Source organism: Polaromonas sp. 39-63-25, from assembly GCF_002278925.1.
Lineage (GTDB): Bacteria > Pseudomonadota > Gammaproteobacteria > Burkholderiales > Burkholderiaceae_C > Polaromonas.
On the sequence record NZ_NCJH01000008.1, the window covers coordinates 129,217 to 154,411 of the forward strand.

Here is a 25,195-nt window from a genome sequence, read left to right on the forward strand (position 1 = left end):
AATCATCACAACCGCAACACCCCCGCATACCCCGTCATCTCCAGGTACCCACGCCCGACGCGTTTGCCATTGCTGTCTATCAGCTCGCTCAGGCCTTCCCAGTAGATGGCGCCGGTGGACTGGCGGCTGTCGAGTTCCTGGTTGTCGATGACGGCGCGCACGGTGTAGATGTCGGCCGGGGTGCGCACCAGCCACTCGACCGGGTAGCTGGCCTGGCTCAGCGGGCTTTTCCAGCGGCGCACGGGTTTGAAGATCACTTCGCCGCGGCTGAAAGAATACACATCGCCTGTGGCAGAACGGAACGAGCCGCCGTCCCACAAGGTGTTGCCGGCCTTGTCGCGCAGCCGGAAGGCGGTCAGGGCGCTGCCGTCGTCGAAGTTCATGCCAATCCAGTCCCAGCCTGCGGCGCTGGGGTGCAGTATCTCTTCACTCCACTCGTGGTCCAGCCAGGCCTTGCCGCTCACGCTGAAGTTTTGGCCCTTGACCTGCAGGCTGCCGCTGGTGGCCAGTTGCGGCAGGCTGTAGTAGTAGCTGGCCTGTTTTTCTTCCGGCCCTTTGCGCGACAGGCCCTGCTTGCCCTGCAGCAGCACGGGCTGGGTTTCGGTGAACTGCAGGTTCAGCGCAAAGTCGGTGGCGGGCAGGCGGGCGCTGTGCGTGCGCCCCTGGCTTTGCAGCGACCAGTCGCGCAGTTTCAGGGCCATGCCCTGCGTGCTGGCGCTGGCAATGTCAAAACCTTCGCGGGCAATGCGCTGGTCGTGCCAGAGTTTGTTGCCCGCCACGTCGGTGACGGCCGCATGCGCGAAGATCAACTGTTTGGCGGCGAACTTCGACGCCATACCCTGCGTGCCGTCCACGCGCGAGCGAAAGAACGTGAGCTGGAAACCAAACTCGCGCGCGCCCGAGTTGGCGTGGCCGGTGATGTACCACCACTCGGTGCGAAAGTCGGGGTGTGCACCAAAGTCGCGCGGAAACTGCAGCACCCTGGCGGGCAGCGCGAAGGCTGGGCCGGCGCCGGCCGCCATGCCCGCCGCCAGTGCCTGCAACAGGCGGCGGCGCACCGGGCTGGGCGCATGAAGGGCAGGCGTGGCGTGTGGGCGCATCGAATCATTCTCGCAGCAAGCACGGCCGGTGTGCGGGACAACACCGGGTTGCGAGGGCCGGGTGTAAGGTCTATCCTTGAAGCGTTGATGAAACCCTTTCCTTTGACTCTCTGCAGGAGATGCACCCATGTACAAGCAAATTTTGTTGGCGTATGACGGCTCCAAGGCGGGGCAGAAGGCGCTGCTGGACTGCCAGGAGATTGCGCAGTGGAGCCAGGCCTCGCTGACCCTGATTGCCGTGACGCCGCTCTACATGGACCTGATCGGTGTGGAAGGCGGTGTGTACGACAGGAGCCTGGCCGAACACGAGAAGGAAAAGTACACCGCCATTCTGGATGAGGGCTTGCGTCAGCTTGCCGACGCAGGCCACCAGGCCAAGGGCGAGGTGGTGGTGGGTGAAACCGTTGACGAAATCACCAAGTACGCGAAAAAGATCAGCGCCGACCTGATTGTGGTGGGCCATAAACATCTCGATGGCTGGGCGGCGCGCTGGTGGCGTGGTTCGGTGTCCAAGTCGCTGATCGAACACGCGCCCTGCAGCGTGCTGGTGGCCATCACCCACTGACCGGCCGCCGGGCCGACGCCGGCCATCAACAGTGCCTGTCCCTGCGCCAGCCCGCCGGGTCATCGAGCAGGGCGGGAATGTCGCCGCGGCTGATGCCCAGGTCGTTCAGCTCCCGCGCGCTCATCTGCGCCAGCTCGGCGCGGCTTTGCCGCAAGCCCTTGTCCTGCACCGCCCCGCGTGGTTTGGGCTGCAGCCGCTGAGCAAGTCCGCGCGCCAGCGCGGCGAAAGGGAGGACGAGGGTCTTGTGCAACATGGCGGTACTCCTGAGGTGGAAGTCCCCGATGGTGCGGTGGATCGTGGTATTGTGGAAGTTGAGTTTTCTGATCAAAATTATCAGGATTTCTGATGCGCGAACTGAACCTTGACCAACTCCGCACCCTGGTGGCCATCACCGACCTCGGCACTTTTTCGGCGGCGGCGCGCGCGCTGCACTTGGCCCAGCCCACCGTGAGCCTGCACATCAGCGAGCTGGAAAGCCGGCTCGGGGCAACGCTGGTGCTGCGCGGCGGCAGAAAGGTGGAGCCCACCGCGGCCGGTGTGGTGCTGGTCGAGCGCGCCAGGCGCCTGCTGCGCGATGCCGACGATGCGGTGGACGCGGTGCAGCGCCACGTCGAGGGCCGCACCGGCCGCGTGCGGCTGGGCAGCTCGACCGGCGCGCTGGTCTACCTGCTGCCCAAGGTGCTCAAGGCCATGGAGCGCGCCCACCCGGACATCGATGTCGAGGTCAGCATCCTGGGCTCGGCGCAGTCCATGGAGCGGCTGGGCCAGGGCACGCTGGATGTGGGGCTGGTCGCCCTGCCGCAGACGGAGCGGCCCGGCATTGTGCTCACGCACTGGCGCAGCGACCCGATGATGGCCTTTGTGCCCCAGGCATGGGCGGTACCCAAACGCATCACGCCGCAATGGCTGGCCGCGCGGCCGCTGATCTTCAACGACTCGACCACGCAGATGTACCGCCTGACCATGGAGTGGTTTGCCGACGCGGGCCTGAGCCCGCGCACCCGCATCGAGCTCAACTACAACGAGGCCATGAAAAGCCTGGTGGCCGCCGGTTACGGTGCGGCCTTGCTGCCGCTGGAACACGCCGGTGAGCAGTTGCACCAGGGCGTGCAGGTGGTTCCGCTCAAGCCAGCCTTGACGCGCCACACGGCGGTGGCGCACAGGCCGCTGGAAGCGGTGGACGGCGCCACGCGCAACCTGCTGCTGACGCTGGCGCAGTTCCGCCAGGTGTGAGAAGGATTAGGGAAGCGCTGAAGGAGTCCTTGCGGAGGCGCGGCAGCCGGATCGGGATGGGATGCAAGGCGGATTTCGCAGCCAATAGCTGGCTATTGGCAAGAAATTCAACGCCGCAGACCGCCCGAGCCCGGCTGATCGCGCGCCGCAGGGGACTTGTTCAGCGCTTCCTTAGTGCGTCGGCGCAGTCTGGAAAACAATTTCGCCGCTGGGGACGTGCACCACGCGGATGTCCTGGCAGGTCGGGTCGGCAAGGCTTTTGACCGCCACGGCCACGGCCAGAGAGCGGTCTGTGTAGAGCTGCCTGAGGGCGTTGTTCGGGAGCAGGCTGCCCCGCAGCGTGTTCCTGCTTTCAATGCGGTATTGAGCGGGCGCCATGGTGAATGCCTTGTTGAAGTGATGTGCCCATCGTAGGCAGATCATGCGGCGTTGTGATGACAATGCCGCATTCAAAGCGTCATCTTGGTAAGCAAAAGAAAGCGCGCATCGTCCACTGTCGCTGCATAGCCGGCAGCAAACCGCCGGCCGCAAAGCTGGCGAATCGGCTTACCAGTCTTCCTTGACGGCAAGCACCGCGTCCTTGCCCGCCGCTGCGCGCCCGGCCAGCCAGGCGGTGACGGTGCCCGCCAGAATGACCGCCGCGCAAAGCGCCAGCAGCCGCGCCCAGGGCAGGGCCAGGTCCATGGTCCAGTGAAAACTCTGCGGGTTGACCACGTGCACCAGCACCAGCGACACGGCCAGCCCCAGGCCCAGGCCGGCCAGCGCGCCGGCCAGCGTCCAGGCGGCGCCTTCGCCGGCGACCAGCGTGAGGATTTGCCGCCGCGTCAGCCCCAGGTGGGCCAGCAGGCCAAACTCCTTGCGCCGCGCCAGCACCTGCGCGCTGAAGCTGGCCGCCACGCCGAACAGGCCGATCGCAATCGCCACCGCCTGCAGCCAGTAGGTCACGGCGAAGCTGCGGTCGAAAATGCGCAGCGAGGTGGCGCGGATCTGGCCACTCGACGCAAACTCGATCAGCTCGCCCGAGCCCGTCTGCGCCTGCGCCAGCGCGCGCACGGCCTGCTGCAGTTGCGCGTCGCCCGCGCCGGGGGCGCGCCACAAGGCGATGTCGTTCACGCGCCGGTCGCCGGTGAGGGCTTCAAAGTCGCGCCTGTCCATGGCGATGGCGCCGAACTGGCGCGCGTAGTCCCGCCAGACACCGGCCACGTAGAACTTGGGGTTAGCCTGGGATGCTCCTGAATTCATAGCTCCTCGCGCCCGTCCATCAAGGGCCAGAGCCTCAAAAGACCCTGAAAGTTGGGAAAACACGGTGCCCGGGCGGGCACCGTACAGATCGACCATGGGTTCACTCACATAAATCGCCACGTGACCGGCCGGTACCGGCAGCGCGCTGCCCACCAGCGGCAGGCTGCCGGCGGGGTCCTGCAGGTCGCGCGCAATCAGCGCCACCGCGGGCTGGTTGGGGTCCAGCAGCAGGGAAGTCACGCGCAGCGTGTTCAGACGCGCCACGCCGGGCAGCTGCGCGAGCGCCTGCACAAACGCGGGCGAGAAAAACACCGTGTCGCTGGCGGCGGTGGTGCCGGCGGTGCGCACGTACAGGTCGGCCGGCAGCACCACGTCCAGCCAGTGGGTGACCGAGTCGCGAAAACTCGCCACCATCACCGTCAGCGCCACGGCCAGGCTCAGCGAGGCGACCACGCCGCTGACGGCCACCGCCGCACTGCCGCGCACACGCCGCGCCCGTTCCACCGCCAGCAGCGGCAACAGGCGGTGCGACACGTGCGGGGCGATGCGGTCGTACAGCAGGGCGATCAGCCAGGGCAGCGCACTGATGCCGCCGACCAGCAGCAGCCCGACCGACAGGTAGGCGCCGAGTGCGATGCCAAAGACCGGCGGCGTCAAGGCCAGCAGGCCGGCAGCGACCATCAGCAGCAGGCTGAGCCGGTAAGGCGTACCGCCGGCCGGCGGCGCGCCCAGGCCCTTGAGGGTTTGCGCTGGCGGCAACTTTTGCGCGGCGCGCGCTGGCCACCAGCCGCCGACCAGCGCCGCGGCCACGCCGAGCAGGCCATACACCGCGGCCGCGCCCGCATTCCACTGCAGGGCCGGGGCCACGCCGGAAAAGTAGCCGCCGCCCAGGTCGCCACCCAGCACCCTCAACGCCAGCGCGGCCAGTGCCGTGCCCAGCGCAATGCCGGCGACGCTGCCGACCGTGCCCAGCAGCGCCGACTCCCAGAGCACCAGGCGCAGGCGTTCGCGGCCGGTCAGGCCCAGCACGCCGAGCAGGGCAAACTGCTGCGCGCGTTTGGCCACGCTCAGCGACAGCACTGAAAACACCAGGAAGGCGCCGGTGAACAGCGCCACCAGCGCCAGCACCGTGAGGTTGACGCGGTAGGCCCGCGACAGGTTGCTCACGCGCTGCGCGTCGTCGCCCGGCTCGGTGGCGGTGATGCCGGCCGGCAGTTGCAGCGAGCTGATGAAGGCGGCGCGGTCGGCGCCGGCCTGCAGGCGGATGTCGATGCGCGAGAGCTGGCCGAGCCGGCCGAACAGTTCCTGCGCCGCGCCTATGTCCATCACCGCCAGCGCGGCGCCCTCGGCGCTGACTCTGCCGGCCACCCGCGCGTCCAGCAACTGCAGCCCGCTTTGCAACTGCAGCCGATCGCCGGGCAGGCTTTGCCGCGCGGCCGCGTTGAGGAAAACCGCACCGGGGGCGAGCAGGGCCAGGCGTTCGGCCCCGGCCGAGGGCACGGGCATCAGGGCCGGCGCCAGCGAGGCGACCACCAGCGCATCGACACCCACCACGCGCAAGGCGACCCGCTGGCCGCCGGGGGCGACGGCGAAGGTGCTGAACTCCAGCACCGGGCTGGCCAGCGCCACCTGCGGGTGGTTGGCCACGCGCGCGTAAACCGCTTCGTCAAACCCGCCGCGCACCGCGCGCAGCTCCAGGTCGGGCTGGCCGTTGACCGAACGCACGGCCTGCGAGAACTCGCTGAGTGCCGAGGCATTGATCAGCTGCACCGAAAACGCCAGCGCCACACCCAGCATGACGGCCACCACGGCCGCCGCGTTGCGCCACTTGTGGTGCAGCAGCTCCTGCCAGGAGAAGGTGGAAAGAAGGGCGAGCATGCGCCTGATTGTGCCTTTCGGGGTGCTGGCGGTGATGACGGTCAGGTTCTAGGCTATCGTTGTTCACCAACCCTTGAATGAAAGCCCCCTCGCCATGCAGCTCCCTACCTACGACGATGTTGTTGCCGCCGCCGCGCGGATAGCAGGCCATGCGCACCGCACACCGGTGCTGCGGTCGGCCACTGCCGATGCGCGCTGGGGTGCGCAGTTTTTCTTCAAGTGCGAGAACTTCCAGCGCATGGGTGCTTTCAAGTTCCGCGGGGCCTTCAATGCGCTGTCGCATGCGCAGGCGGTCGCGCTGTCGGCACGGCTGCTGGGCATGCCGGCGCTGATTGTGATGCCCCAGGACGCGCCGGCAGCCAAGCTGGCGGCCACACGGGGCTACGGCGCCGAGATGGTGCTGTACGACCGCTTCACCGAAGACCGCGAGGCATTGACGCTGCGGCTGGCGGCGGAGCGCGGCATGACCTTGATTCCGCCCTACGACCACCCCGATGTGATTGCCGGCCAGGGCACGGCGGCGAAGGAACTGTTCGAGGAAACCGGACCGCTGGACTGCCTGTACGTGTGCACCGGCGGCGGCGGGTTGACCAGCGGCTCGGCGCTTGCCGCCCGCGCGCTGGCGCCGCAGTGCAAGGTCTATGGCGTGGAGCCCGAAGCCGGCAACGACGGGCAGCAGTCGCTGCGTGCCGGCCGCATCGTGCACATTCCCGTGCCCCAGACCATTGCCGACGGCGCGCAGACCCAGCACCTGGGTGAGTACACCTTCGGCATCATCCGCCGCGATGTGGACGACATCCTGACCGTCAGTGATGCGCAGTTGGTGGAAGCAATGCGCTTTTTTGCAGAGCGCATGAAGATGGTGGTGGAGCCGACCGGCTGCCTGGCGTTTGCCGGCGCCTGCACGGACGCGGCGGCGATCAAGGGTGCTCGCGTCGGCGTGATCGTGAGCGGGGGCAATGTGGATCTGGCGCGTTACGCCGATCTGCTGGTTGGGCGTTAAGCAGGGTCAGGCCGAACGCCAGAAGCGCAGCGGCACGCAGGTCTGCAACCGGTGCACGGCCTGCGCCATCAGTGCGGGGTGCAGCTCGTGGCCGATGCTCGAAGCGATGTCGCAGGTGGCGTCGGCGCCCAGCGCCATCAGTTCGGCATAGGCCTGCTGGGCCAGCCGCGCCGGTACCACGGTGTCGAGCTGGCCATGCAGCAAATGAATGGTCGTGAGCGCAGGGGCCTTGTCGGGCCAGGCCGCATAAGGCCCTGAAAAAGCCAGCACGCGACCGACCAGGCCGTCGTGCTGATCGCTGAGTGCCAGCGCCAGGGTGGCGCCCTGCGAAAACCCGGCCAGCGCGGTGTCGGACTGCAGGATGCCAAAACGCTCCTGCTGCTGGCGAATGAAGGCCGCCAGGGTCGGCACCGCCCGGGCCACGCGTTCCGGGTGGTTGGCGTCGGTCAGTTCAAAGGTCGGGAACCACTGCCGCTCGGTCTTGCCCAGGTGGATGGATTCGACGCCTTCCGGCATCACGACGGCCGCTTCACCGAAGGACTCGCCGAGCAGTGTGGCCAGCTCCATCATGTCCATGGCCGAACCGCCAGCGTCGTGCAGCAGCACAAACAACTGGCGCGGCGCCGTTGCGGGGAGCAACTCCAGGGTTTCAAAGGATGAGGCGTTCATCAGGATTCAGTTGGGGCTGATGGAGACTTTGACAAGTCATTGTCTTCGGGAAGGTCTGCCTGGCGTCAGCCCGTGATGCCTTCGCTGCTCAGATGCAACACACGGTCGGCGCGCGCGGCAGCGGTTTCCGAGTGGGTGACCAGCACCAGCGCGGCGCCGTGTTCACGGGTTTGCGCCACCAGCGCATCCATGACCCTGGCGGCGGTGGTGGGGTCAAGGTTGCCGGTCGGTTCGTCGGCCAGCAGCAGGCTGGGCCGGTGGATCAGGGCGCGCGCGATCGCCACGCGCTGCAACTGTCCGCCCGAAAGCTGCTGCGGCAGGCGCGTGCCCAGGCCTTCCAGCCCGACGGCGGCCAGCATGGCCTGCACCCGATCGTCGTCGTGCTGGCCGAGCAGCAACAGGGGCAGGGCGACGTTTTGCGCGACGTCCAGGTGCGGCAACACATGAAAGGCCTGGAAGACGAAGCCGACTTTTTGGCGGCGCAGCAGGGCGCGCTGGTCGTCGCTGAGCGCGCCCAGGTCCACGCCATCGAGCGACACCGAACCCGCGTCCCAGCTGTCCAGCCCGGCCATGCAGTTGAGCAGCGTCGATTTGCCGACACCCGACTCGCCGACGATGGCGACAAACTCGCCGGGTGCGACCTGCAGAGAGACGTTGCTGAACACCACGACGTCGCCGTAGTGTTTGCTGAGGTTCTGGACGACGAGGCTCAAGCACACGCTCCCATGCAATGTAGATTTGTCATTGCGGGCCTGACCCGCAATCCATGCTGCGCAAGCTGCTGACGTGGTTCATGCGGCATGGATCCCGGATCGAGTCCGGATGACAGCGCAGGCGCTGCAGGTCTGAAAAAGTTGCTGGCATCAAGTTGCACTGAACGCGGCCACCGTATCAAGCACCTGCTGCACCGCGTCTGCTGCGTCACAGGCGACCACCTGGCGCTCGGGCATGGAGCGCAGCCAGGTGATCTGGCGCTTGGCGAGCTGGCGCGTGGCGGCAATGCCCCGCTCGCGCAGTTCGCTCATGGGGAAGGCGCCGTCCAGGGCTTCCCAGGCCTGGCGGTAACCGACGCAGCGCATGGACGGCAGGTCGGGGTGCAGGTCGCCGCGCGCACGCAGGGCCCGCACCTCGTCGAGAAAACCGGCGGCCAGCATGGTGTCAAAGCGCTGGGCGATGCGTTCGTGCAACCAGGCGCGGTCTTGCGGTTCAAGGGAAATCAGGGCTCCAGCCCTTATGGGATGTGCGCCACCAGCTACTTTTTCGATAGCATTTTTTTTCTGGAACGACGACAGCGGCAGCCCGGTCAGGCGAAACACCTCCAGCGCGCGGGAAATACGCTGCGAGTCATTGGGCGCCAGCCGCGCGGCGGTCACAGCATCCACCGCGGCCAGCTCCGCGTGCAGCGCGGGCCAGCCTTTCTCGCCCGCTTCGGCCAGCAGCGCGGCGCGAATCGCCGGGTCGGCTTTGGGCATGTCGTCGAGCCCGTCGAGCAGGGCCTTGAAATACAGCATGGTGCCGCCCACCAGCAGCGGCAGCTTGCCGCGCGCTGCGATGTCGTCGATCAGGCGCGTGGCGTCGGCAACAAACTCGGCCGCGCTGTAGGCCTGCAGCGGGTCGCGGATGTTGATCAGGTGGTGCGGCACGGTAGCGAGTTCGACGGGTGTTGGCTTGGCCGTGCCGATGTCCATGCCGCGGTAGACCAGCGCTGAATCGACGCTGATGATTTCCACCGGGTGGCGCCCGGCAATGGCGAAGGCCGCGGCGGTTTTGCCCGACGCGGTGGGTCCGGCAAGGCCGATCCAGCGGGGTTTGGTCATGGCCGCTGGGGCAGGCCCGGCGTTGCAGGGTCGCCGTGTTTTTGAACCAGTGTCCAGGCGACCGCGGAAATGCACACGCTCCAGAACAACACGCCATAAGCCAGCGGGAACACCGTGCCGTCCAGGTGGCTGCCCAGCCAGCCGCCCATGGCAAAGGCCGCCAGCATCATCAGAAAGCCGTTCAGTGCCGAAGCTGCGCCGGCCGCACCCGGAAAGGGGCTGACGGCGCCGCTCTGGCTGCAGGGCTGGTGCACACCGTGCGCAAACACAAACAGGTAATAGGGCAACAGCAGGGCCCAGACGTTATGGACGCCGGCCCAGGCCAGGGTACTGATCAGCAGGCCGCCGCTGAGCGTCAGGACGCCGGCAATCGCCACCGAGCGCCGCACCCCAAAACGCGGCAGCAACCGGCGGCACCAGAAGGTGCCCAGCACATAGACAAAGGACATCGAAAACATCACCAGGCCGTACTGCGTCTTGCTCAGCCCCAACACGCCGATAAACACAAAGGACGAGGCGGCCAGAAAGGTGAACAACCCGCCGTAGGAAGCCGTGGACAGCGCCGAAAAGGCCACAAAGGTCGGGTTGCGCACAATCGTCCACCAGGTGCGCACCAGCGTGGCCGGCTCCAGCGCGCGCGGGTTTTTCAGCGTCAGGGTTTCCTTGAAGCGCAGCGCAATCATGGCCAGCGCTACGGCGCCGAACACGGCCAGTGCCAGCAGCGCCGCGCGCCAGTTGAAAACGTCCGAGAGCAGGCCGCCAAGCGGCGCGCTCAGGCAGGCAATCACGCCCAGGCCGCTCAGGCCGCGGGACATGGCGCGTGCGGCGGCCACCGGCGTGTAGAGGTCGCGCACGATGGCGCGCGCGCACATGACGGCCGCCCCCATGGCCGCGCCCTGCACGATGCGCCAGGTGATCAGCAGCGCCATGGACGGCGCGAGCGCGGCGCCTATGGCCGCGAGCACGTAGGCGCCCAGGCCCCACAGCAGGATGGGCCGGCGGCCAAAACGGTCGGACAGCGGGCCCCAGAAAAGCTGGGAAACGCCAAACGCCAGCAGCAGCCCGGTGAGCGTGAGCTGGGCCTGCGCCATCGGCGCCCCAAAACCTTCCGTCAGGGCGGGCAGCGCCGGCAAATAGAGGTCGGTGGTGATGGGCTGGATGCCGAGCAGCAGGGTCAGCACCAGCACAATCAGCGCGGGCGACATGGCTGGCGGTTCGGCGGTCACCGCGGGGGCGGCGGAGTCAGGAGCAGGGGGTGTGGCGGACATTGATCTGAGCGTATCAGATCGCTGCGCGCCGGGTGGCTGCGCGGAGCGGGTGCCTTGCCAGCGCTGGGCTATTTCAGGCTGAACAGCTGCGTCAGCGCCTGGCGGTACTGCGCCTGGCCGACGGAGTTGGTGTTGTGGTGCGATCCGCCCTCGACCAGCATGAACAGCTTGGGCTGCGCGGCGGCCTCGTACAGCTTGCGCCCGAGGTCGGGGGCGATCAGCCGGTCTTCACCGCCGTGCACCACCAGCAGCGGCGAGCCGATCTTGCCGACCTTGCGGGCGGCCTCGAAACGCTGGGTGATCAGCAGCGACACCGGCATCCAGCCCCATTTGGAGGTGCTGACCACGTCGGCAATGGAGGTGAAGGTGCCTTCGACAATCGTGCCGCTTTCGTCGTTGACCTCGGTGGCGAGGTTGATGGCAATCGGGCCGCCCAGCGAGTGGCCAAAGACATAACGGGGGCGGTCGGGATATTTCTTGGCGAGCCAGTCCCAGGCGGCGCGGGCATCCTCGTAGGCGGACTCTTCCGAGGGCAGGGCCTGGGTGCTTTTGCCGAAGCCACGGTAGTCCACGCCCAACACCGAAAAGCCCAGCTCCTGCATGCGGCGCATGCGCGGGGCCGAGCCGGTCACATTGAAGCGGGCACCGTGCAGATAAAGCAGCACGGGGGCCTTTGGCTGTTCGGCGGGCAGCCACAGCCCGTGCAGGGTGGCCTGTTCGTCACCGCTGGCTTTGGCCTTGAACCCTATCCAGACGTCTTCCATGCCTTCGGCAGCGGCCAGGCCGCCGCTCCAGCTGCGGTCGCTGGGCTGGAAGATCCAGGCGCGCTGCCGCTCGTCGAGCGTGGCGCAGCCCGCGAGAACGGCAATGCCGAGAGCCAGTACGGTGGCGGCGAGCAGGGTCCAGCGTTTCATAAGCATGACTGAGTGGCCAGAGAGGTAAAAAGTTCGCGTTATCAGGAATTTTCTACGGCAAGCAGGCTTTCTGCCGTGTCTATCGTGTGAAGCTCCCGCAAAGCCGGCGGCAAGGTGCGGGATAAGCCCTTGCAACAGCGCTTCATCAAACCGTCACTTGCATGCACCATAGTGGGACATTCATTCACGGAGACGACCCATGGTTTCATTGCGCATCCTCGCGGCCGGTCTGGCCGCTGTCGGCCTCCTGGGCCTGGCCGCCTGTGCCGGCGGCTCGACCACCGCTGCAACGGGTCGTTATCCCACGCTGGACGGCAAGGCGCCGCTGGTCATCGGGCATCGCGGCGCCAGCGGTTATCTGCCGGAGCACACGCTGGAATCGTACAAACGCGCCATCGAGCTGGGCGCTGATTTCATCGAGCCCGATGTGGTGGCCACCAAAGACGGTGAACTCGTGGTGCGGCACGAGCCCAACATCACGGCCACCACCGACGTGTCGACCCGGCCCGAGTTTGCGAGCCGCAAGACCACCCGGCAGGTCGATGGGGTGGCGGAAACCGGCTGGTTCACCACCGACCTGACGCTGGCCGAGATCAAGACCCTGCGTACCCGGCAGCCCATGGCCGAGCGCGACCAATCCCACAACGGTAAATACGCGATCCCGACGCTGCGCGAGGTGCTCGAACTGGCACGCACCGAAGGCGCACGCGCCGGCCGCACGGTCGGTGTCTACCCCGAGACCAAACACCCGACCTACCACGTGAACGCCGGGCTGGCGCTGGAAGACCGCTTGCTCGCGCTGCTGGCCGAGTACGGCTACACCACGAAAAGTTCGCCGGTCATCGTGCAGTCGTTTGAAGTGGCCAACCTGAAATACCTGCGCAGCAAGACGTCCGTGCGTTTGGTGCAGCTGATCGACGGCGACGGGGTGAACGCCCAGGGCCAGGTCACGCTCAAGCCGCCGTTCGACAAGCCTTACGACTTCGCCCTTGCCAACAACAGCCGCACTTTTGCCGACCTGCTGACGCCCGCCGGCCTGAAGGAGATCAAAACCTACGCCGACGGCATCGGCCCCTGGAAGGCCTACCTGTTGCCCGCGCGGCAGGTGGACGCCAACGGCGACGGCAAACCCGACGACCTCAATGGCGACGGCCTGACCGACGAGCGCGACCGCGTGTTGCTGCCGCCCACGCCGGTGGTGAAAGACGCACACGCTGCGGGCCTGTTCGTGCACCCGTTTACCTTCCGCAGCGAGGCCAAACGCCTCGTGTCCGACTACCGCGGCGATGCGGTGGCCGAGTACCGGAAGTTTTTCGAGATGGGCGTGGACGGTGTGTTCAGCGACTTTCCGGACGCGGCCGTGAAGGCGCGGGCGCGCTGAGGCTGCTTCGTGTCAGGTGCGGCGGTCTGCCCGGCTACCTGGCATCGAGCAGTTTGATTTCATTTATCTCAAGGTTGGGCGGTTGCACAAGCAGGGCGCTGTCCAGCCATTGCAGCAGGCGGTCGCCATACACGTGGCACTTCTTTCGTTCCAGCTTGGCTATGCAGCGCTCGCCCTCCAGCACAATCAATCCGCGCACGATGGATTCGCGCGTCGTGCCCAGGAGTTCGGCCAAGGCGGTGTGCGTGGGTAACTGGACGACGGGACTGCCCTGAACGTCGCTCAGGAGTAACAGGGTGTAGGCGAGCTGCTTGACCAGCGTGCGCAGGCGCATGGCGGCCGACCAATCGGCTGTCAGCCCGAAGGAGTGTATGCAGCCGTTGATCAGATGCTCGCGAAACGAGTCAGCCCAAGGGGCTTTCTCTTCCAGATGCTGAATGGAAAGTTCACAGTAACGACCCGCCGATACCGCAACCCCCGATACCTGGTTGTGCCGTCCAAAGCAGCTGTACATCCCAAATACCGATCCGCGGCCAGCGATGCCGATAGGGCGACGGCGGCCATCCTTGCCGGTACGGTAACCAAACACGGTACCCACCTTGACGATCTTCACACTGGATGCCATTTCTCCTTCCGGGGAAATTTCGTCTCCATTGCGGAATGCACTCTCGCGAACCAGGGGTGAAGCAATTGCAAAGTCTTCGGGCGCCAGCATTCCCACGATGCAGTTCGATCGGGTCGCGCAGGCCATGCAGTTGGTGTGGCCGGGCTGCCCGGTCGGGCTTGTATTTTTGGGGGAGCGACTCATGGGGCCTTTTTTTTCCGCAATCCAAATAGCTAAGTAGCCGACCCTGATGGCGTGTATTTGTAATTATTTTTACATCAATTTACCTTGATGTCTGGATGCTGCTGTTGAAAATGTGACCAATCCGACAGTTTGAAAGCTTTTTGCCGCACGCGTGCGGACGTCGATGCTGATCGCGTTGCGTGCCGGATACGAAGCTGCCCCGTGATCAGCTTGCCGCTTCGCAAAAAAACGCTTGATTGCTCACAGTGGTGTTCTTTTCTCCGCCGGGTCACGGCCGATGAGCTCCGCAACGCAATGCTTTAGGCGTCAAATGATTACAAATTGAGATAGGTCAAAAAACTTTCCCTGGATAAGTGCTTTGGAATCTGTATCCGTTGCGGACGCATGTGCTTCGTAAAAATTGGAAACATGGTTATGAAAACACGATCGCCCTTAAGCAACGCGCTTCACCAGGCAGCGAATCACGCCGTACCCAGCCTGTTTCAGATTGATGGCTGCGGCAGCGTTTCGGTCTATCCGGAGCAGCGCTGCTATGTGACGGACATCCAGAACTGGGATGCGGCCTATCAGTCCCATCCCGAGCGGATCACGATCAAGTCGGTAGCTTGGGGCCAGCCGCCAAGCGGCGCCTTGCCGCTGATGGAGTTGCAGTGGCGTGCGGCCTACCACTGCGCGCTGCAGAGTCAACAGTCCGAGGTGGAAGTCAATGATCTGATCCGGCTTCGGTCCTGGCCCAACCTCACGAGGTTGCCGATTGAGCTGGTGGCGCCGGTGACGCAGATCTGCGCGCTGTTGTGGCGCAAGCCTGCGGTTGGATACCTGATCCCGCGGGTGCTCGATGCCGATGCAACGCAGGTTCGCGCCTTGCTGGAAGTTCTGCAGGGCTTTGGTCATATCAAGGTGTCCAGGACGGTGCTGGGTCCACAGCCTGCGGCATCTCCAGACGCCGGAGAAAGCTTGCTGGACACCGGGGATTCGCAGGGTGATCACATGGCCCAGCCTGCCGGCACGCTGGTCGGCAAGTTATGGCGCCGGCTGGTCGGCCATTGAGAGGTATCGTCATGGAATGGGCAATCCTCTTTGTGGGGCCGGTAGGCGCGGGCAAGACGCAGGCCATACGGACCATCAGCGACATCGACGTCGTCGATACCGAGGCGGACGCGACTGACGAGACCGCGCTGCTCAAGCAAAACACCACCGTGGCCATGGACATGGGTGTGATGCTGCTGGGCACGCATGACAAGGTGCGGCTTTATGGGGCGCCCGGGCAGGACCGTTTCGACTTCATGTGGGACATTCTTCTAGAGCAGTCCAGGGGGGTGGTTTTGTTCATCGATCACAGCCGCCCGAATCCCGTGAACGATCTCGCGTATTACATGGAGCAACTGACCCGGCGCATGGAGGGCCGGGTTCTTCCTGTGGTCATCGGCGTGACCCACACAGACATGGGTAGACCAGCCAATCTCGATGTCTATCGCGATTTCCTGGCAGAGCCCGCTTCGATCACTCGCCGACAAGCCGTGCCCGTGCTGGAGACCGATGCCCGCAGCCTGCACGACGTGAAAACGCTGCTGTTGGCACTGACCTCCATGCTGGACATGAATGAGCGCTTCCCCGTGCGGTCATCGGCTGGCGGGGGGCTGCATGCCTGATCCCGGCATTCTCGAACTGGTGGACTATGGCGTGGCGTTTGGTGACCGCGCGGTTCTGCGCTCTGTCAGTTTTTCTATGCCGGTGCTGGGCTGCACGGTGTTGCTCGGGCCTTCGGGAACGGGGAAGTCCACACTGCTGCGCACCCTGGCGGCCTGCAACCACGCCAACCCGGCGCTGCGTACCTGGGGCGCTGCGCGCTACAAGGCGCAGCCCTGCACGGCGGACCATCACCCGACCCTGATGATGCAGCGTTCCAGGCTGCTGGTGTCGAATGTTCTCGAAAACCTCGTGTGTGAACTTCCCGGCCGTTCATCACTGACCCGCTCGATGCAGGTGGAGATGGTGGCAGAGATGCTCACCCGCTATGGCCAGAACCACTTGCTCGACGCCTTGTCCCAGAAGGTGATAGAGCGCAGTCTCGGCGAGCAGCGCGTGGTTTCCCTGCTGCGCATGCTGATGGCCAATCCCCCGCTTTTGATGGTCGATGAACCGACCACCGAACTCGATGCGGACGCCGCCGAGTCGGTACTCGGGCTGCTCGAGCAGCTGTCCACCGAACGCGCCGTTCTTGTCGTGCTGCACCACCTGCAGCAAGCCAGGCGGCTGGCCGGGCAAGTCGTACTGCTGGCCAATGGCGTGGTCGAAGAGGCTGCGCCGGGTGAAGGCTTCTTCTCAGCGCCGCGCAGCGAGTGCGCCAGGGCGTTTTTGCGTACAGGGTCCTGCCCCGAGTTTGATGGCGCGGCGCTGGTGGCTCAGGCCGGGCCTGCTCCGGTCGAGCCGGCCTTCACCGAAGCGCCGCCAGCGCTACATCCCCGCAGCGCGGCCTATGGCCCGCGTGGCTTTCTCTGGCTCCTGCCTGGCCATCTCGCGGGGACGCCCTGGCCCGGTGTGGTGCATGACGTTCGTTATGACCTCGAGGCCTTGCGCTCTGTGGGCGTCACTCGCCTGATCACGCTCACCGAGACACCCTTCGACGCGACGCTTGCTGGCGAATATGGCATCGCCTGCACTTTCAGTCCGATGCCGGACATGGCGCCGCCTACGCTGTCACAAGGCCTTGACCTGTGCCGGCAGATTGACGCCTGCATCACGCGGGGCGAGGTGGTTGCCGTGCACTGCCGTGCCGGACTGGGGCGAACCGGGACCGTGCTCGCCGCCTACTGGTTGTGGCGCGCCGCCGGACGTATTGATGCACCGAAGGCGCTGGACGATGTGCGCCGCATTCACGCGGGCTGGGTTCAGTCCAGCGCGCAGGTTGAATTTCTGGAGAAGTTTGCACTGGTCGTTGCAAACGCGGATTCCACCCCGGATTCCGTTGACGACCCGAGCTCGGCGCGAGACGTCGCCGGACTCGCCATTCACTGTTAGGCAACGTCAAACCACCCAAAAGGAAAATTTGCAATGAGCTTAGATAATGCGCTTCAGAAGGCCGTGACGGCCGTGCCCGAATGTGTGGCCGCCGGGTACGTGGATCTTTCGTCCGGCATGCTGTTGGGCATCAAGTCGGTTGACTCCCATCCCAGCCAGGTTATCGAACTGCTCGCGGCCGCGACCGCCGACCTGTTTCAGGGGCCGAACGTGCAGGCGATTGAGAAACTGTTCAGGTCTGCCCGTGGCGTGCCGGAAAACGGCCAGCACTACTTTCAGGAAATCATTGTCAACAGTGACAACCTGATCCACGTCTTCCTGCGCGGCAAGAAGCAGGAACAGGTGGCGACTTTCGTGTGCCGCAAGGGCGCCAACCTGGGCATGGTGCTCACCAAGGCCCGCTCCATCATGGTTGAAATTGAAGCTTCCTTTTAATCGGGACCGCAGCCTGCGGCCCTGACCGAAACACCCGCGCCGCAAAACTGCGGCGCAGTTCGAGGACACCATGTCATGACGATGGATGCCGATAAATCCCCCGCGGAACAGTTCGCGCACAAGGCCCGTGGGCTGTTGCGAGGGCTGCAGGGCGCTTCAGACAGCGTGAGATCCTGCGCGTTGGTCTCCTACGACGGCTTGATAGTCGCGTCTGTGCTTGCCGAAGGTGTGGATGCGGATCGCTTCGGTGCCATGTGTGCTTCGCTATTGGCCTTGTCCACCCGCGCAGCCAAAGAAGTGGAGCGAGGCGTGTTGCGCCAGATCATTCTGGATGGGGAGCACGGGCCCGTGCTGCTCACGCGGGCCGGGGCCAGTGGGGTGCTCGCGGTTGCGGCCGATCCCACCAAGAACCTTGGAAAACTGATTCTGGATACCCGGACGACGGCCAGTGCGCTGGCCAGCCTGCAACTGGGGGGAATGGCGGCATGACTGAAGCTGTTCCTGTCCATATCGACGGCGTCGAGTTGACGCTGCGCGCGAACGAAAATCTTCTCGATGCCTGCCAGCGCAGCGCGATCGAGCTGCCGTTTTCCTGCCGTGCCGGCAGCTGTCACACCTGTCTGTTGCGCTGCACCGAGGGTGTGGTGCCCGCGCAGGCGCAGCGCGGGCTCCGGCCCTCGCTGCGCAGCCTGGGCTATCTGCTGGCATGTCAGTGCCGGCCAACGGGTGCCATGACGCTGACGCGTCCCAGCCAGGCCGACATGGTCACCTCGTGCCAGCTGCTGACATCTGCGGGGACCGACGCATCCTTCCGATTCATGCAATTCGAAACCGCCCGGCTGCTGACCTGCCAGCCGGGTCAGCGCCTGCTGCTGGTGACCGACGCGGAGCCCGCCCCATTGATCGAGGTCACGGCGACCTGTCCCGAGACGCACATGGTCGATGCGCTCATGCATTGCCCGCCGGGTGGCATCTTCCCGTCCTGGCTGGATGCAGCCGACGCCTTTGGCCATGAGTTCGAAGTGCGCGGTCCGGTCGACGGCGCGGGCGATGGTCTCGCGGGGAAGGCCGATGTGCCGGTGGAGTCGCCGGCGCCAGCGCCTGACCCGGCGCTCTGGACAGAGCTCGATGGCGGTGCCACTGTCAGGGCAGTGCTCGAGGATTTCTACGGCCAGGTTTATGAGGATCCGCTGCTGGCCCCGTTTTTCCAGAAGGTCACGCGGGATCGTTCCATAGACAAACAATATTCTTTTCTCAAGCAGCTGATGACAGGTGAACGCGTGTATTTCGGCGACCGGCCGCGCAACGCCCACCACTGGATGGTAATTTCGAATGAGCTTTTCGACTACCGGCAGGCGCTCATGGTCCGCACCCTGGAAAAGCATGGCCTGACTGCGCTGCAGATCGCGCGCTGGACACGCCTGGAGCTGCATTACCGGCGCGATATCGTCAAGTCCGCTGCGTGGCCGCGCCATGTGAACGGGGTGGACCTGCCGCTTGACGGCTACGCCAACGAAACACTTTCGGCCGGCACCTTGTGCGACCACTGCGGGGCCGTGATCGACGCCGGCACCCTGGTGAAATACCATGTGCGGTTGGGCCATATCAGTTGCCCGGGCTGTGCTTCAGGCGGACCGCAGGCGCTTGCCAGCAGCCACGGCGCATGTGATGCAGCCGCCTGAAACGCTTCGCTTCATCAGGGTCACCGCGACGGGTGTGCTGCATTGGCTGGCGCAGCCCGACGCAGGGCCGGAGCGCGCGGTGATCGAATGCCTGCTGTCCATGAATGACCGGCATCCGGTCAATTTGCACGCCATGAGCGCCAGCCTGTCCTGGCCCGTGGCACAACTGGCCAGGGTGCTGTTTTCCCTGAATCGCTCACAGGGAATTCAGGTTGGCACGGATGTCCCCCTGCGAGATGAATCTGGTGGCGACGCGCTGGCCGGCCTGGACGACGATCTGCAGACGCTGGCGGGCAGCGGCCTGCGGGCATTGCTGGCCAGCAATGACGGACTTTGCCTGGCGGCCGTTGGATGGTCTGATGAAGAAGCTGAGCAGATGGCCGGCAGGCTTGCTTCTGGGAGCGGGCAGGCAAACTCCGCACCAGTGCTGACCTGGTTTTTTGGACGCGAGCGCGTGCTGCTTTGCACCGATGCAGGTGTCGGTCAGCGTGATCCCGCCTGGGTCGGTGTGGCACGCCGGCTGTTGCGGGCCTGTGGCCCCCTGGGGCTTGAGCCCGGGCTCGCCTGATGGCGTCGGATGAATTCCGCGCGGCATGGGCGCGCCTGAATGAGGACTGCCCGCAGGTTCAGGGGGCCGTTCTGGCCACCCGCGAGGGGCTGCTGCTGTCTGCGAGCGGATGCCTTCAAGACGAAGTGTCGGCGGCCAGCGCTGCCGACCTGGCCGAGCGTGTGGAGCAGAATCTGTCTCTCATGGTTTCGACGCAGTGTTCCGAGCTGCTGATCTGGGCCGCCCCCTCGGTCTGGTACCTGACACGGCTGGCGGTACCTTGCGTGCTGATGGTCTGCGCTACGCCGGCATGTCGCACGGGCGCGCTGCGGCTGGCCGGACAAAACGTCGCCCGCCAACTGTCGCAGCTCCTGGTTCAGGCCGAGCTCAGCGCCCGCGAAGAAAGAGACTGTCCAGCTCCCTGATCGTGAGCTGGCGCCAGGTCGGGCGGCCGTGGTTGCACTGGTCGGAACGGTCGGTCGCTTCCATCTGGCGCAACAGGCCGTTCATTTCATCGATGGTGAGTTTGCGGTTGGCGCGCACCGCGCCGTGGCAGGCCATGGTCGAGAGCAACTCGTTTTGCGCGCGCTGGATCACCGTGCTGGCGTCGTGTTGCGCCAGCTCGGCCAGCACGCTGCGCGCCAGTTCCACCGCATCACCCTGCGCCAGGCTGGTCGGCACGGCACGTACCGCCAGCGTGCGCGGCGAAAAGGGCGTGATTTCCAGACCCAGCGCTTTCAGGGTGTCGACATGCGCCTCGGAGGCGGCGACTTCCTGCGGCGTGGCGGCAAAGGTGGCCGGTATCAGCAAGGGCTGGCTGGCAATGCTGGCGCTGTCCATCTGGTTTTTGAGCCGCTCGTAGACGATACGTTCATGGGCGGCGTGCATGTCCACAATCACCAGACCCTGGGTGTTTTCGGCCAGGATGTAGATGCCCTGCAGCTGGGCGACGGCGCGGCCCAGCGGCCATTCGCCGGGGGGCAGATCGGTGTTGTTCGGGCCTGCATTTTCCGTTTGCCCTGAGCCTGTCGAAGGGCCGTCCGGTGAGGCACCCTGAGTCCCAGTGGCCATTCCAACCTGCGTGTTTTGCGGTCTGACGGGCCACATCGCCTCAAAGTCAGAGACACGCGGGTCCTGGCGGTAAGCCTGATGCGCTCCAAAATTGATAGCTGGTTGCGCCCAGGGGGAAAGGGCTGGTGGCTGATTTGATTCAAAATTTTGTGCAGGCGTGCCGCTGGCCGCTGCCAATGCGGCTGCGGCCGCGCGCGGTGCCGCCAGGGCGTTCTCGACCGCGTGCCGCACCGCCTGGTGCACTTCCCGGCTGTCACGAAAACGCACCTCGATCTTGGTCGGGTGCACATTGACGTCCACCCGCGTCGGGTCCATGGTGACGTAGAGCGCGTAGACCGGCTGGCGGTGGCCGTGCAGCACGTCCTCGTAGGCGCTGCGCGCGGCGTGGGTCATCACCTTGTCGCGCACATAACGGCCGTTGACGTAGGCAAACTGCTGGTCGGCGCGCGAACGCGCCGCATCCGGAATGCCGGCGCGGCCGGTCACGCGCAGGGCGCCGGCGCTGTAGTCCACCGCCACGCTCTGCTCCAGCAATTCGCTGCCCAGCACATCGGCCAGGCGCTGGTCGTGCGCAGCCTCGCCGCTGCAGGCGCGCCACTGCTCGACGAGTTTGCCCTCGTGCCAGATCGCAAAACCCACATCGGGCCGCACCAGCGCGTGGCGGCGCACGGCTTCAATGCAGTGCGCCAGCTCGGTCGCGTCGGTTTTCAGAAACTTGCGTCGTGCCGGCGTGGCATAAAACAGCTCGCGCACCTCCACCGTCGTGCCGCGCGCGCGCGCGGCCGGTGTCAGTTCGCCGGAGCGGCCGTCGAGCTGCCAGGCATGCGCCGCGTCGCCGCTGGCCGAGGCGTCGGAACTGCGCGACAGCAGGCTCATGTCGGCAATCGAATTGATGGCGGCCAGCGCCTCGCCGCGAAAACCCATGGTGCCCACGGATTCGAGGTCCTGCAGCGAGGCGATCTTGCTGGTGGCGTGGCGGCGCAGCGCAATCGCCAGTTCCTCGCGCGGAATGCCCAGGCCGTCGTCCTCGACGGAAATCAGCCGCACGCCGCCGGCCAGCAGCCGCACCGTGACCTGCGTGGCACCGGCGTCGAGCGCGTTGTCGACCAGTTCGCGCACGACGGAGGCCGGGCGCTCCACCACCTCGCCGGCAGCAATCTGGCTGACGAGTTCGTCGGGCAGTTCGCGGATGGGGCGGCGGGGGGCTGGCAGGGGGGTGAGGGGGGTGGCAGGGGTCACCTTGTGATTCTAGAGGGAAGTGTTTTTGCGGGCTTATGGGGTGGCTTCTGGGTGATTTGGTTTGCCTGGGCCTGCTGGCCGGGGTTGCCCGGCGGCAAGTAACTTTCTTTTGCGTCGCCAAAAGAAAGTCACCAAAGAAAAGGCGACCCTGCTGTCTGCGACCCCTGCGCTACGCTCCGGGGCAACCTGCGGTGCTCGGTCCAGCCGGGGCCGGGCTCGAACTCGCTTCGCTCAGACAATCGCCCGTCCTTGTCCGTCTGGACCTCCGCTCCTCGGCGCAGCCAGAAGGGGGGTGGGGTCGGGTGCGGGTTCGGATCCGCAATCGGGTTCCGGCGAGGACGCGCAAAGCGCGTCCTCGCCTCCCTGCACCCGCACCTGAATTCATTCCCCCACCCGTTAGGCTGGGCCGAGGAGCGCAGGCACAAGCGGATCAGGGCTCGCGATTGTCTGAGCCGAAGGCGAGTTCGAGCGAGACCCCGCTTTTGCCGAGCACCGCAGGTTGCCCGCAGCGAAGCGGAGGGACCCAGACTGTCGGGTCGCCTTCTCTTTGCTTACTTTCTCTTGGCGACGCAAGAGAAAGTGAGTCGCCCGCCGGGGCGAGTCCCGGCCAGCAGGCAGACTGAAGGGGGTCGATGCAAACCACCATGTCAAAATCACCCCCATGGAACTACTTGCTTTTCTGATGGACTTCATCCTTCATGTGGACAAACACCTGGAGGCTTTTACACAAAGCTACGGAACCTGGGTTTATGCCTTGCTCTTCCTCATCATTTTTGTGGAAACCGGCGTGGTCGTCATGCCTTTCCTGCCCGGCGATTCCCTGTTGTTCGTGGTGGGCGCCCTCTGCGGGGTGGGCCTGCTGAGCCTGCCGATGGCCATCGCCGTGATGCTGGTGGCAGCCATCCTGGGCGACCAGTGCAACTATTCGATAGGCCGGCACTTCGGGCCCAAGGTGTTCCAGTGGGAGCAATCGCGGTTTTTCAACAAGCGCGCGTTCAACCAGGCGCACGAGTTTTACGAGCGTTATGGCGGCGTCACTATCATCATTGCGCGCTTCATGCCTTTCATCCGCACGTTCGCGCCTTTTGTGGCGGGCGTGGCCGAGATGGGCCGCACCAAGTTCACCGCCTACAACGTGATCGGCGCGCTGATCTGGGTGGTGGGCCTGTGCACGGCCGGTTATTTCTTCGGCAACCTGCCGTGGGTGCAGGCCAACCTGAGCAAGATCATCTGGGCCATGATCCTGATTCCCGGGCTGTTTGTGTTGTACGGCGCCTGGAAAGCCAGCCGGTCTGCCCGGCAATCGGCCCACTGACGGGTTTTTTTACCCGCTGTATTGACCCAGGGCAGGGCGGGCGCGTCTGCGCGGTGCACATTGCCTTGGAGAACTCCCCGTTTCCAACAAGCTGCCCATGACTGTCACCGAGATCGATTTTTCCACCGTCCGTACGCTCCCCGAGCTGCTGGCCTTTCGTGTGGCCCACAGCCCGCAAGCCGAGGCCTATCGCGAATTTGATGCCGGCGCCGGCCGCTGGGTCGCCACCACCTGGGCGCAGGCCGGCGAGCGTTTTGCCCAATGGGGCCAGGCGCTGGCAGCCATGCGTTTGCCGAACCATGCCAGCATTGCCATCCTGCTTCCCAACGGACTGGATGCCGTCAGCCTCGACCAGGCGGCCCTGGCGCTCGGCCATGTGCCGGTGCCGCTCCACGCGCTGGACAACCCGGGCAGCATTGCCTACATCCTGGCGGACTGCGAGGCCGCGCTGCTCATGGTCTCGTCCCTGGCGCAGTGGCATGCGATCAGAGCGCTGGGTGTGGCCATGCCGGCGCTCAGGCGCGTCGTGGTCAGTGGTGAAGCCGTGGCACCCGATGCAGGCGGCGCGGACGTGCCCGTGTGTTCGCTGGCCGACTGGCTGGCCGCCGGGCAGGGCGCGGATGGCGCTTTTGTGCCGCCATCCGGGGACGACCTGGCCGCCATCGTCTATACATCAGGCACCACCGGCAAACCCAAGGGCGTGATGCTCACGCACCGCAACGTGATGGCCAATGTGCAGGCCATCCTGGCGCGCGTGGTCCCCACGCTGGACGATGTGTTCCTTTCGTTTTTGCCGCTGTCCCACACCTTTGAACGCACCGCGGGCTACTACCTGCCGATGGCGTCCGGAAGCTGCGTGGTCTATGCGCGTTCGGTGTCCTTGCTGGCCGAAGACCTGAAAACCGTGCGCCCCACGGTGCTGATCTCGGTGCCCCGCATCTACGAGCGGGTGTTTGCCAAACTGCAGGAAACGCTGGCCACCTCGCCATTGAAGACCCGTTTGTTTGAGGCCACCCAGGCCGTGGGCTGGCGGCGTTTTTGCCGGTCGCAGGGGCTGCCGCTCGCCGCGGGCGAGGGGAGTCGCTGGGCCTGGCTGGACCCGCTGCTGAGGCCCTTGCTGGACCGCCTGGTGGCGCGCACCCTGCGTGCGCAGTTTGGCGGGCGGGTGCGGGTGGCTGTCAGCGGCGGTGCGCCGCTGTCACACGCGGTGGCCCGCTGCTTCCTGGGGCTGGGCCTGCCGCTGCTGCAGGGTTACGGCATGACGGAAACCTCGCCGGTGGTGGCCGCCAACGGCGTGGAAGACAACGACCCGGCCACCGTGGGCCGCGCCTTGCCGGGGGTGGAGGTGCGCTTGGGCGAGAACCGCGAACTGCAGGTGCGCGGCCCATCGGTGATGCGGGGCTACTGGAAACGGCCCGAAGACACGACGCGGGTGCTGACGCCCGATGGCTGGCTGTCCACCGGCGACCAGGCGGACATCACGGACGGGCGCATCCGCATCATGGGCCGCATCAAGGAAATCATCGTCACCTCGACCGGCGAGAAGGTGCCGCCGGGCGACCTGGAACTGGCGATCGCGGTCGATCCCCTGTTCGCACAGGTGTTTGTGGTCGGCGAGAACCAGCCTTTCATCGCCTGCGTGGCGGTGGTGAACCCGGCCGAATGGCGCCGGCTGGCCGAGGCGCTCGGGGTCGACCCGGATGACGCGGCCAGCCTGAACCTGCCGGCGGTGCACCAGGCTGCGCTCAAGCGCATGGCGGCCCAGACCGCGAATTTTGCGCGTTACGCCATGCCGCGCGCCGTGCTGCTGACGACGGAGCCGTGGACGGTCGAAAACGCGCTGATGACCCCGACGCTCAAGCTCAAGCGCAACAACCTGATGAAGCGTTTTGCGCAGGAGATCGAGGCCATGTACCAGCCGCAGGCGCGGCGCAACAGCGGATCCGCATAAACCCTGTTTTCCGGAATTGATAAGTAAGCTTATGATTATCGGATGAACCACAGGCC

Annotated in this window: 25 protein-coding genes; 14 read left to right on the plus strand and 11 right to left on the minus strand. The window is 65.6% G+C overall.

Going from position 1 to position 25,195, the window contains the following annotated elements; genetic code table 11:
* Nucleotides 1-5: 5 nt before the first annotated feature.
* Nucleotides 6-1,022 carry a lipocalin-like domain-containing protein gene (locus B7X65_RS12265; protein ID WP_293594646.1) on the minus strand — a complete coding sequence of 339 codons (1,017 nt, stop codon included), beginning with the start codon at nucleotides 1,020-1,022 and terminating at the stop codon, nucleotides 6-8.
* A gap of 205 nt (nucleotides 1,023-1,227) precedes the next feature.
* On the opposite strand from B7X65_RS12265, the gene B7X65_RS12270 reads away from it, so the two are divergent.
* Nucleotides 1,228-1,665: a universal stress protein gene (locus tag B7X65_RS12270; RefSeq protein ID WP_293594584.1), complete on the plus strand. Its 438-nt coding sequence runs from the start codon at nucleotides 1,228-1,230 to the stop codon at nucleotides 1,663-1,665.
* Between the two features lie 25 nt (nucleotides 1,666-1,690).
* On the opposite strand, the gene B7X65_RS12275 is transcribed toward B7X65_RS12270, so the two are convergent.
* Nucleotides 1,691-1,918, minus strand: coding sequence for a DUF1127 domain-containing protein (locus B7X65_RS12275; RefSeq protein ID WP_293594585.1), 228 nt, complete (start codon nucleotides 1,916-1,918; stop codon nucleotides 1,691-1,693).
* Between the two features lie 92 nt (nucleotides 1,919-2,010).
* On the opposite strand from B7X65_RS12275, the gene B7X65_RS12280 reads away from it, so the two are divergent.
* A complete protein-coding gene (locus B7X65_RS12280) occupies nucleotides 2,011-2,898 on the plus strand; it encodes a LysR family transcriptional regulator (protein ID WP_293594586.1) in 888 nt (295 codons plus the stop codon).
* A 171-nt stretch (nucleotides 2,899-3,069) separates the two neighbouring features.
* Here the strand turns inward: B7X65_RS12280 and B7X65_RS12285 are convergent, their stop codons facing one another.
* Both B7X65_RS12285 and B7X65_RS12290 read right to left on the minus strand, forming a co-directional pair.
* Nucleotides 3,070-3,276 (minus strand): hypothetical protein, encoded by a 207-nt coding sequence (locus B7X65_RS12285; RefSeq protein WP_293594587.1) that lies wholly within the window; start codon nucleotides 3,274-3,276, stop codon nucleotides 3,070-3,072.
* 168 nt (nucleotides 3,277-3,444) lie between these two features.
* The gene (locus B7X65_RS12290) at nucleotides 3,445-6,018 is read right to left on the minus strand and encodes an ABC transporter permease (protein ID WP_293594588.1); all 2,574 of its coding nucleotides are present in this window, start codon (nucleotides 6,016-6,018) and stop codon (nucleotides 3,445-3,447) included.
* Nucleotides 6,019-6,112: 94 nt separating this feature from the next.
* On the opposite strand from B7X65_RS12290, the gene B7X65_RS12295 reads away from it, so the two are divergent.
* The gene (locus B7X65_RS12295) at nucleotides 6,113-7,021 is read left to right on the plus strand and encodes a threo-3-hydroxy-L-aspartate ammonia-lyase (protein WP_293594589.1); all 909 of its coding nucleotides are present in this window, start codon (nucleotides 6,113-6,115) and stop codon (nucleotides 7,019-7,021) included.
* A gap of 6 nt (nucleotides 7,022-7,027) precedes the next feature.
* On the opposite strand, the gene ypfH is transcribed toward B7X65_RS12295, so the two are convergent.
* The 5 genes from ypfH to B7X65_RS12320 form a co-directional block, all read right to left on the minus strand.
* Nucleotides 7,028-7,690: an esterase gene (gene ypfH / locus B7X65_RS12300; protein WP_293594590.1), complete on the minus strand. Its 663-nt coding sequence runs from the start codon at nucleotides 7,688-7,690 to the stop codon at nucleotides 7,028-7,030.
* A gap of 65 nt (nucleotides 7,691-7,755) precedes the next feature.
* The gene (locus B7X65_RS12305) at nucleotides 7,756-8,403 is read right to left on the minus strand and encodes an ABC transporter ATP-binding protein (protein WP_293594591.1); all 648 of its coding nucleotides are present in this window, start codon (nucleotides 8,401-8,403) and stop codon (nucleotides 7,756-7,758) included.
* A 150-nt stretch (nucleotides 8,404-8,553) separates the two neighbouring features.
* Nucleotides 8,554-9,507, minus strand: a complete 954-nt coding sequence (gene miaA / locus B7X65_RS12310) for a tRNA (adenosine(37)-N6)-dimethylallyltransferase MiaA (RefSeq protein ID WP_293594592.1) — start codon at nucleotides 9,505-9,507, stop codon at nucleotides 8,554-8,556.
* Nucleotides 9,504-10,775 carry a multidrug effflux MFS transporter gene (locus B7X65_RS12315; RefSeq protein ID WP_293594593.1) on the minus strand — a complete coding sequence of 424 codons (1,272 nt, stop codon included), beginning with the start codon at nucleotides 10,773-10,775 and terminating at the stop codon, nucleotides 9,504-9,506. Before B7X65_RS12315 ends, miaA begins: the two co-directional genes overlap by 4 nt.
* 68 nt (nucleotides 10,776-10,843) lie before the next feature.
* On the minus strand, nucleotides 10,844-11,689 hold the full coding sequence (locus B7X65_RS12320; RefSeq protein WP_293594594.1) for an alpha/beta fold hydrolase: 846 nt from the start codon (nucleotides 11,687-11,689) through the stop codon (nucleotides 10,844-10,846).
* Nucleotides 11,690-11,897: 208 nt separating this feature from the next.
* On the opposite strand from B7X65_RS12320, the gene B7X65_RS12325 reads away from it, so the two are divergent.
* Nucleotides 11,898-13,070, plus strand: a complete 1,173-nt coding sequence (locus tag B7X65_RS12325; protein ID WP_293594647.1) for a glycerophosphodiester phosphodiesterase — start codon at nucleotides 11,898-11,900, stop codon at nucleotides 13,068-13,070.
* A gap of 34 nt (nucleotides 13,071-13,104) precedes the next feature.
* On the opposite strand, the gene B7X65_RS12330 is transcribed toward B7X65_RS12325, so the two are convergent.
* Nucleotides 13,105-13,878: a Crp/Fnr family transcriptional regulator gene (locus B7X65_RS12330; protein ID WP_293594595.1), complete on the minus strand. Its 774-nt coding sequence runs from the start codon at nucleotides 13,876-13,878 to the stop codon at nucleotides 13,105-13,107.
* 414 nt (nucleotides 13,879-14,292) lie between these two features.
* Between B7X65_RS12330 and B7X65_RS12335 the strand changes: the two genes are divergently transcribed.
* The 8 genes from B7X65_RS12335 (at nucleotide 14,293) to B7X65_RS12370 (ending at nucleotide 19,988) form a co-directional block, all read left to right on the plus strand.
* The gene (locus B7X65_RS12335; RefSeq protein ID WP_293594596.1) at nucleotides 14,293-14,928 is read left to right on the plus strand and encodes a hypothetical protein; all 636 of its coding nucleotides are present in this window, start codon (nucleotides 14,293-14,295) and stop codon (nucleotides 14,926-14,928) included.
* 11 nt (nucleotides 14,929-14,939) lie between these two features.
* Entirely contained in the window at nucleotides 14,940-15,530 is a 591-nt protein-coding gene (locus tag B7X65_RS12340; RefSeq protein ID WP_293594597.1) for an ATP/GTP-binding protein, read from the plus strand.
* Nucleotides 15,523-16,899 (plus strand): ATP-binding cassette domain-containing protein, encoded by a 1,377-nt coding sequence (locus tag B7X65_RS12345; protein ID WP_293594598.1) that lies wholly within the window; start codon nucleotides 15,523-15,525, stop codon nucleotides 16,897-16,899. Before B7X65_RS12340 ends, B7X65_RS12345 begins: the two co-directional genes overlap by 8 nt.
* Nucleotides 16,900-16,932: 33 nt before the next feature.
* The gene (locus tag B7X65_RS12350; protein WP_293594599.1) at nucleotides 16,933-17,334 is read left to right on the plus strand and encodes a hypothetical protein; all 402 of its coding nucleotides are present in this window, start codon (nucleotides 16,933-16,935) and stop codon (nucleotides 17,332-17,334) included.
* 75 nt (nucleotides 17,335-17,409) lie between these two features.
* A complete protein-coding gene (locus B7X65_RS12355) occupies nucleotides 17,410-17,823 on the plus strand; it encodes a roadblock/LC7 domain-containing protein (RefSeq protein WP_293594600.1) in 414 nt (137 codons plus the stop codon).
* A complete protein-coding gene (locus B7X65_RS12360) occupies nucleotides 17,820-19,016 on the plus strand; it encodes a 2Fe-2S iron-sulfur cluster-binding protein (protein WP_293594601.1) in 1,197 nt (398 codons plus the stop codon). Before B7X65_RS12355 ends, B7X65_RS12360 begins: the two co-directional genes overlap by 4 nt.
* The gene (locus tag B7X65_RS12365; RefSeq protein ID WP_293594602.1) at nucleotides 19,003-19,584 is read left to right on the plus strand and encodes a hypothetical protein; all 582 of its coding nucleotides are present in this window, start codon (nucleotides 19,003-19,005) and stop codon (nucleotides 19,582-19,584) included. The genes B7X65_RS12360 and B7X65_RS12365 overlap by 14 nt, the downstream gene beginning before the upstream one ends.
* Nucleotides 19,584-19,988, plus strand: coding sequence for a hypothetical protein (locus tag B7X65_RS12370; protein WP_293594603.1), 405 nt, complete (start codon nucleotides 19,584-19,586; stop codon nucleotides 19,986-19,988). The genes B7X65_RS12365 and B7X65_RS12370 overlap by 1 nt, the downstream gene beginning before the upstream one ends.
* Here B7X65_RS12370 and mutL read toward each other — a convergent pair.
* Nucleotides 19,951-21,873, minus strand: a complete 1,923-nt coding sequence (gene mutL, locus B7X65_RS12375; RefSeq protein WP_293594604.1) for a DNA mismatch repair endonuclease MutL — start codon at nucleotides 21,871-21,873, stop codon at nucleotides 19,951-19,953. The genes B7X65_RS12370 and mutL overlap by 38 nt on opposite strands.
* Before the next feature lie 661 nt (nucleotides 21,874-22,534).
* Here mutL and B7X65_RS12380 point away from each other — a divergent pair.
* Complete coding sequence (locus tag B7X65_RS12380; RefSeq protein WP_293594605.1) at nucleotides 22,535-23,188, plus strand: DedA family protein; 654 nt, start codon at nucleotides 22,535-22,537, stop codon at nucleotides 23,186-23,188.
* Nucleotides 23,189-23,285: 97 nt separating this feature from the next.
* Nucleotides 23,286-25,139 (plus strand): long-chain fatty acid--CoA ligase, encoded by a 1,854-nt coding sequence (locus B7X65_RS12385; RefSeq protein WP_293594606.1) that lies wholly within the window; start codon nucleotides 23,286-23,288, stop codon nucleotides 25,137-25,139.
* The last annotated feature ends 56 nt before the right edge of the window (nucleotides 25,140-25,195 follow it).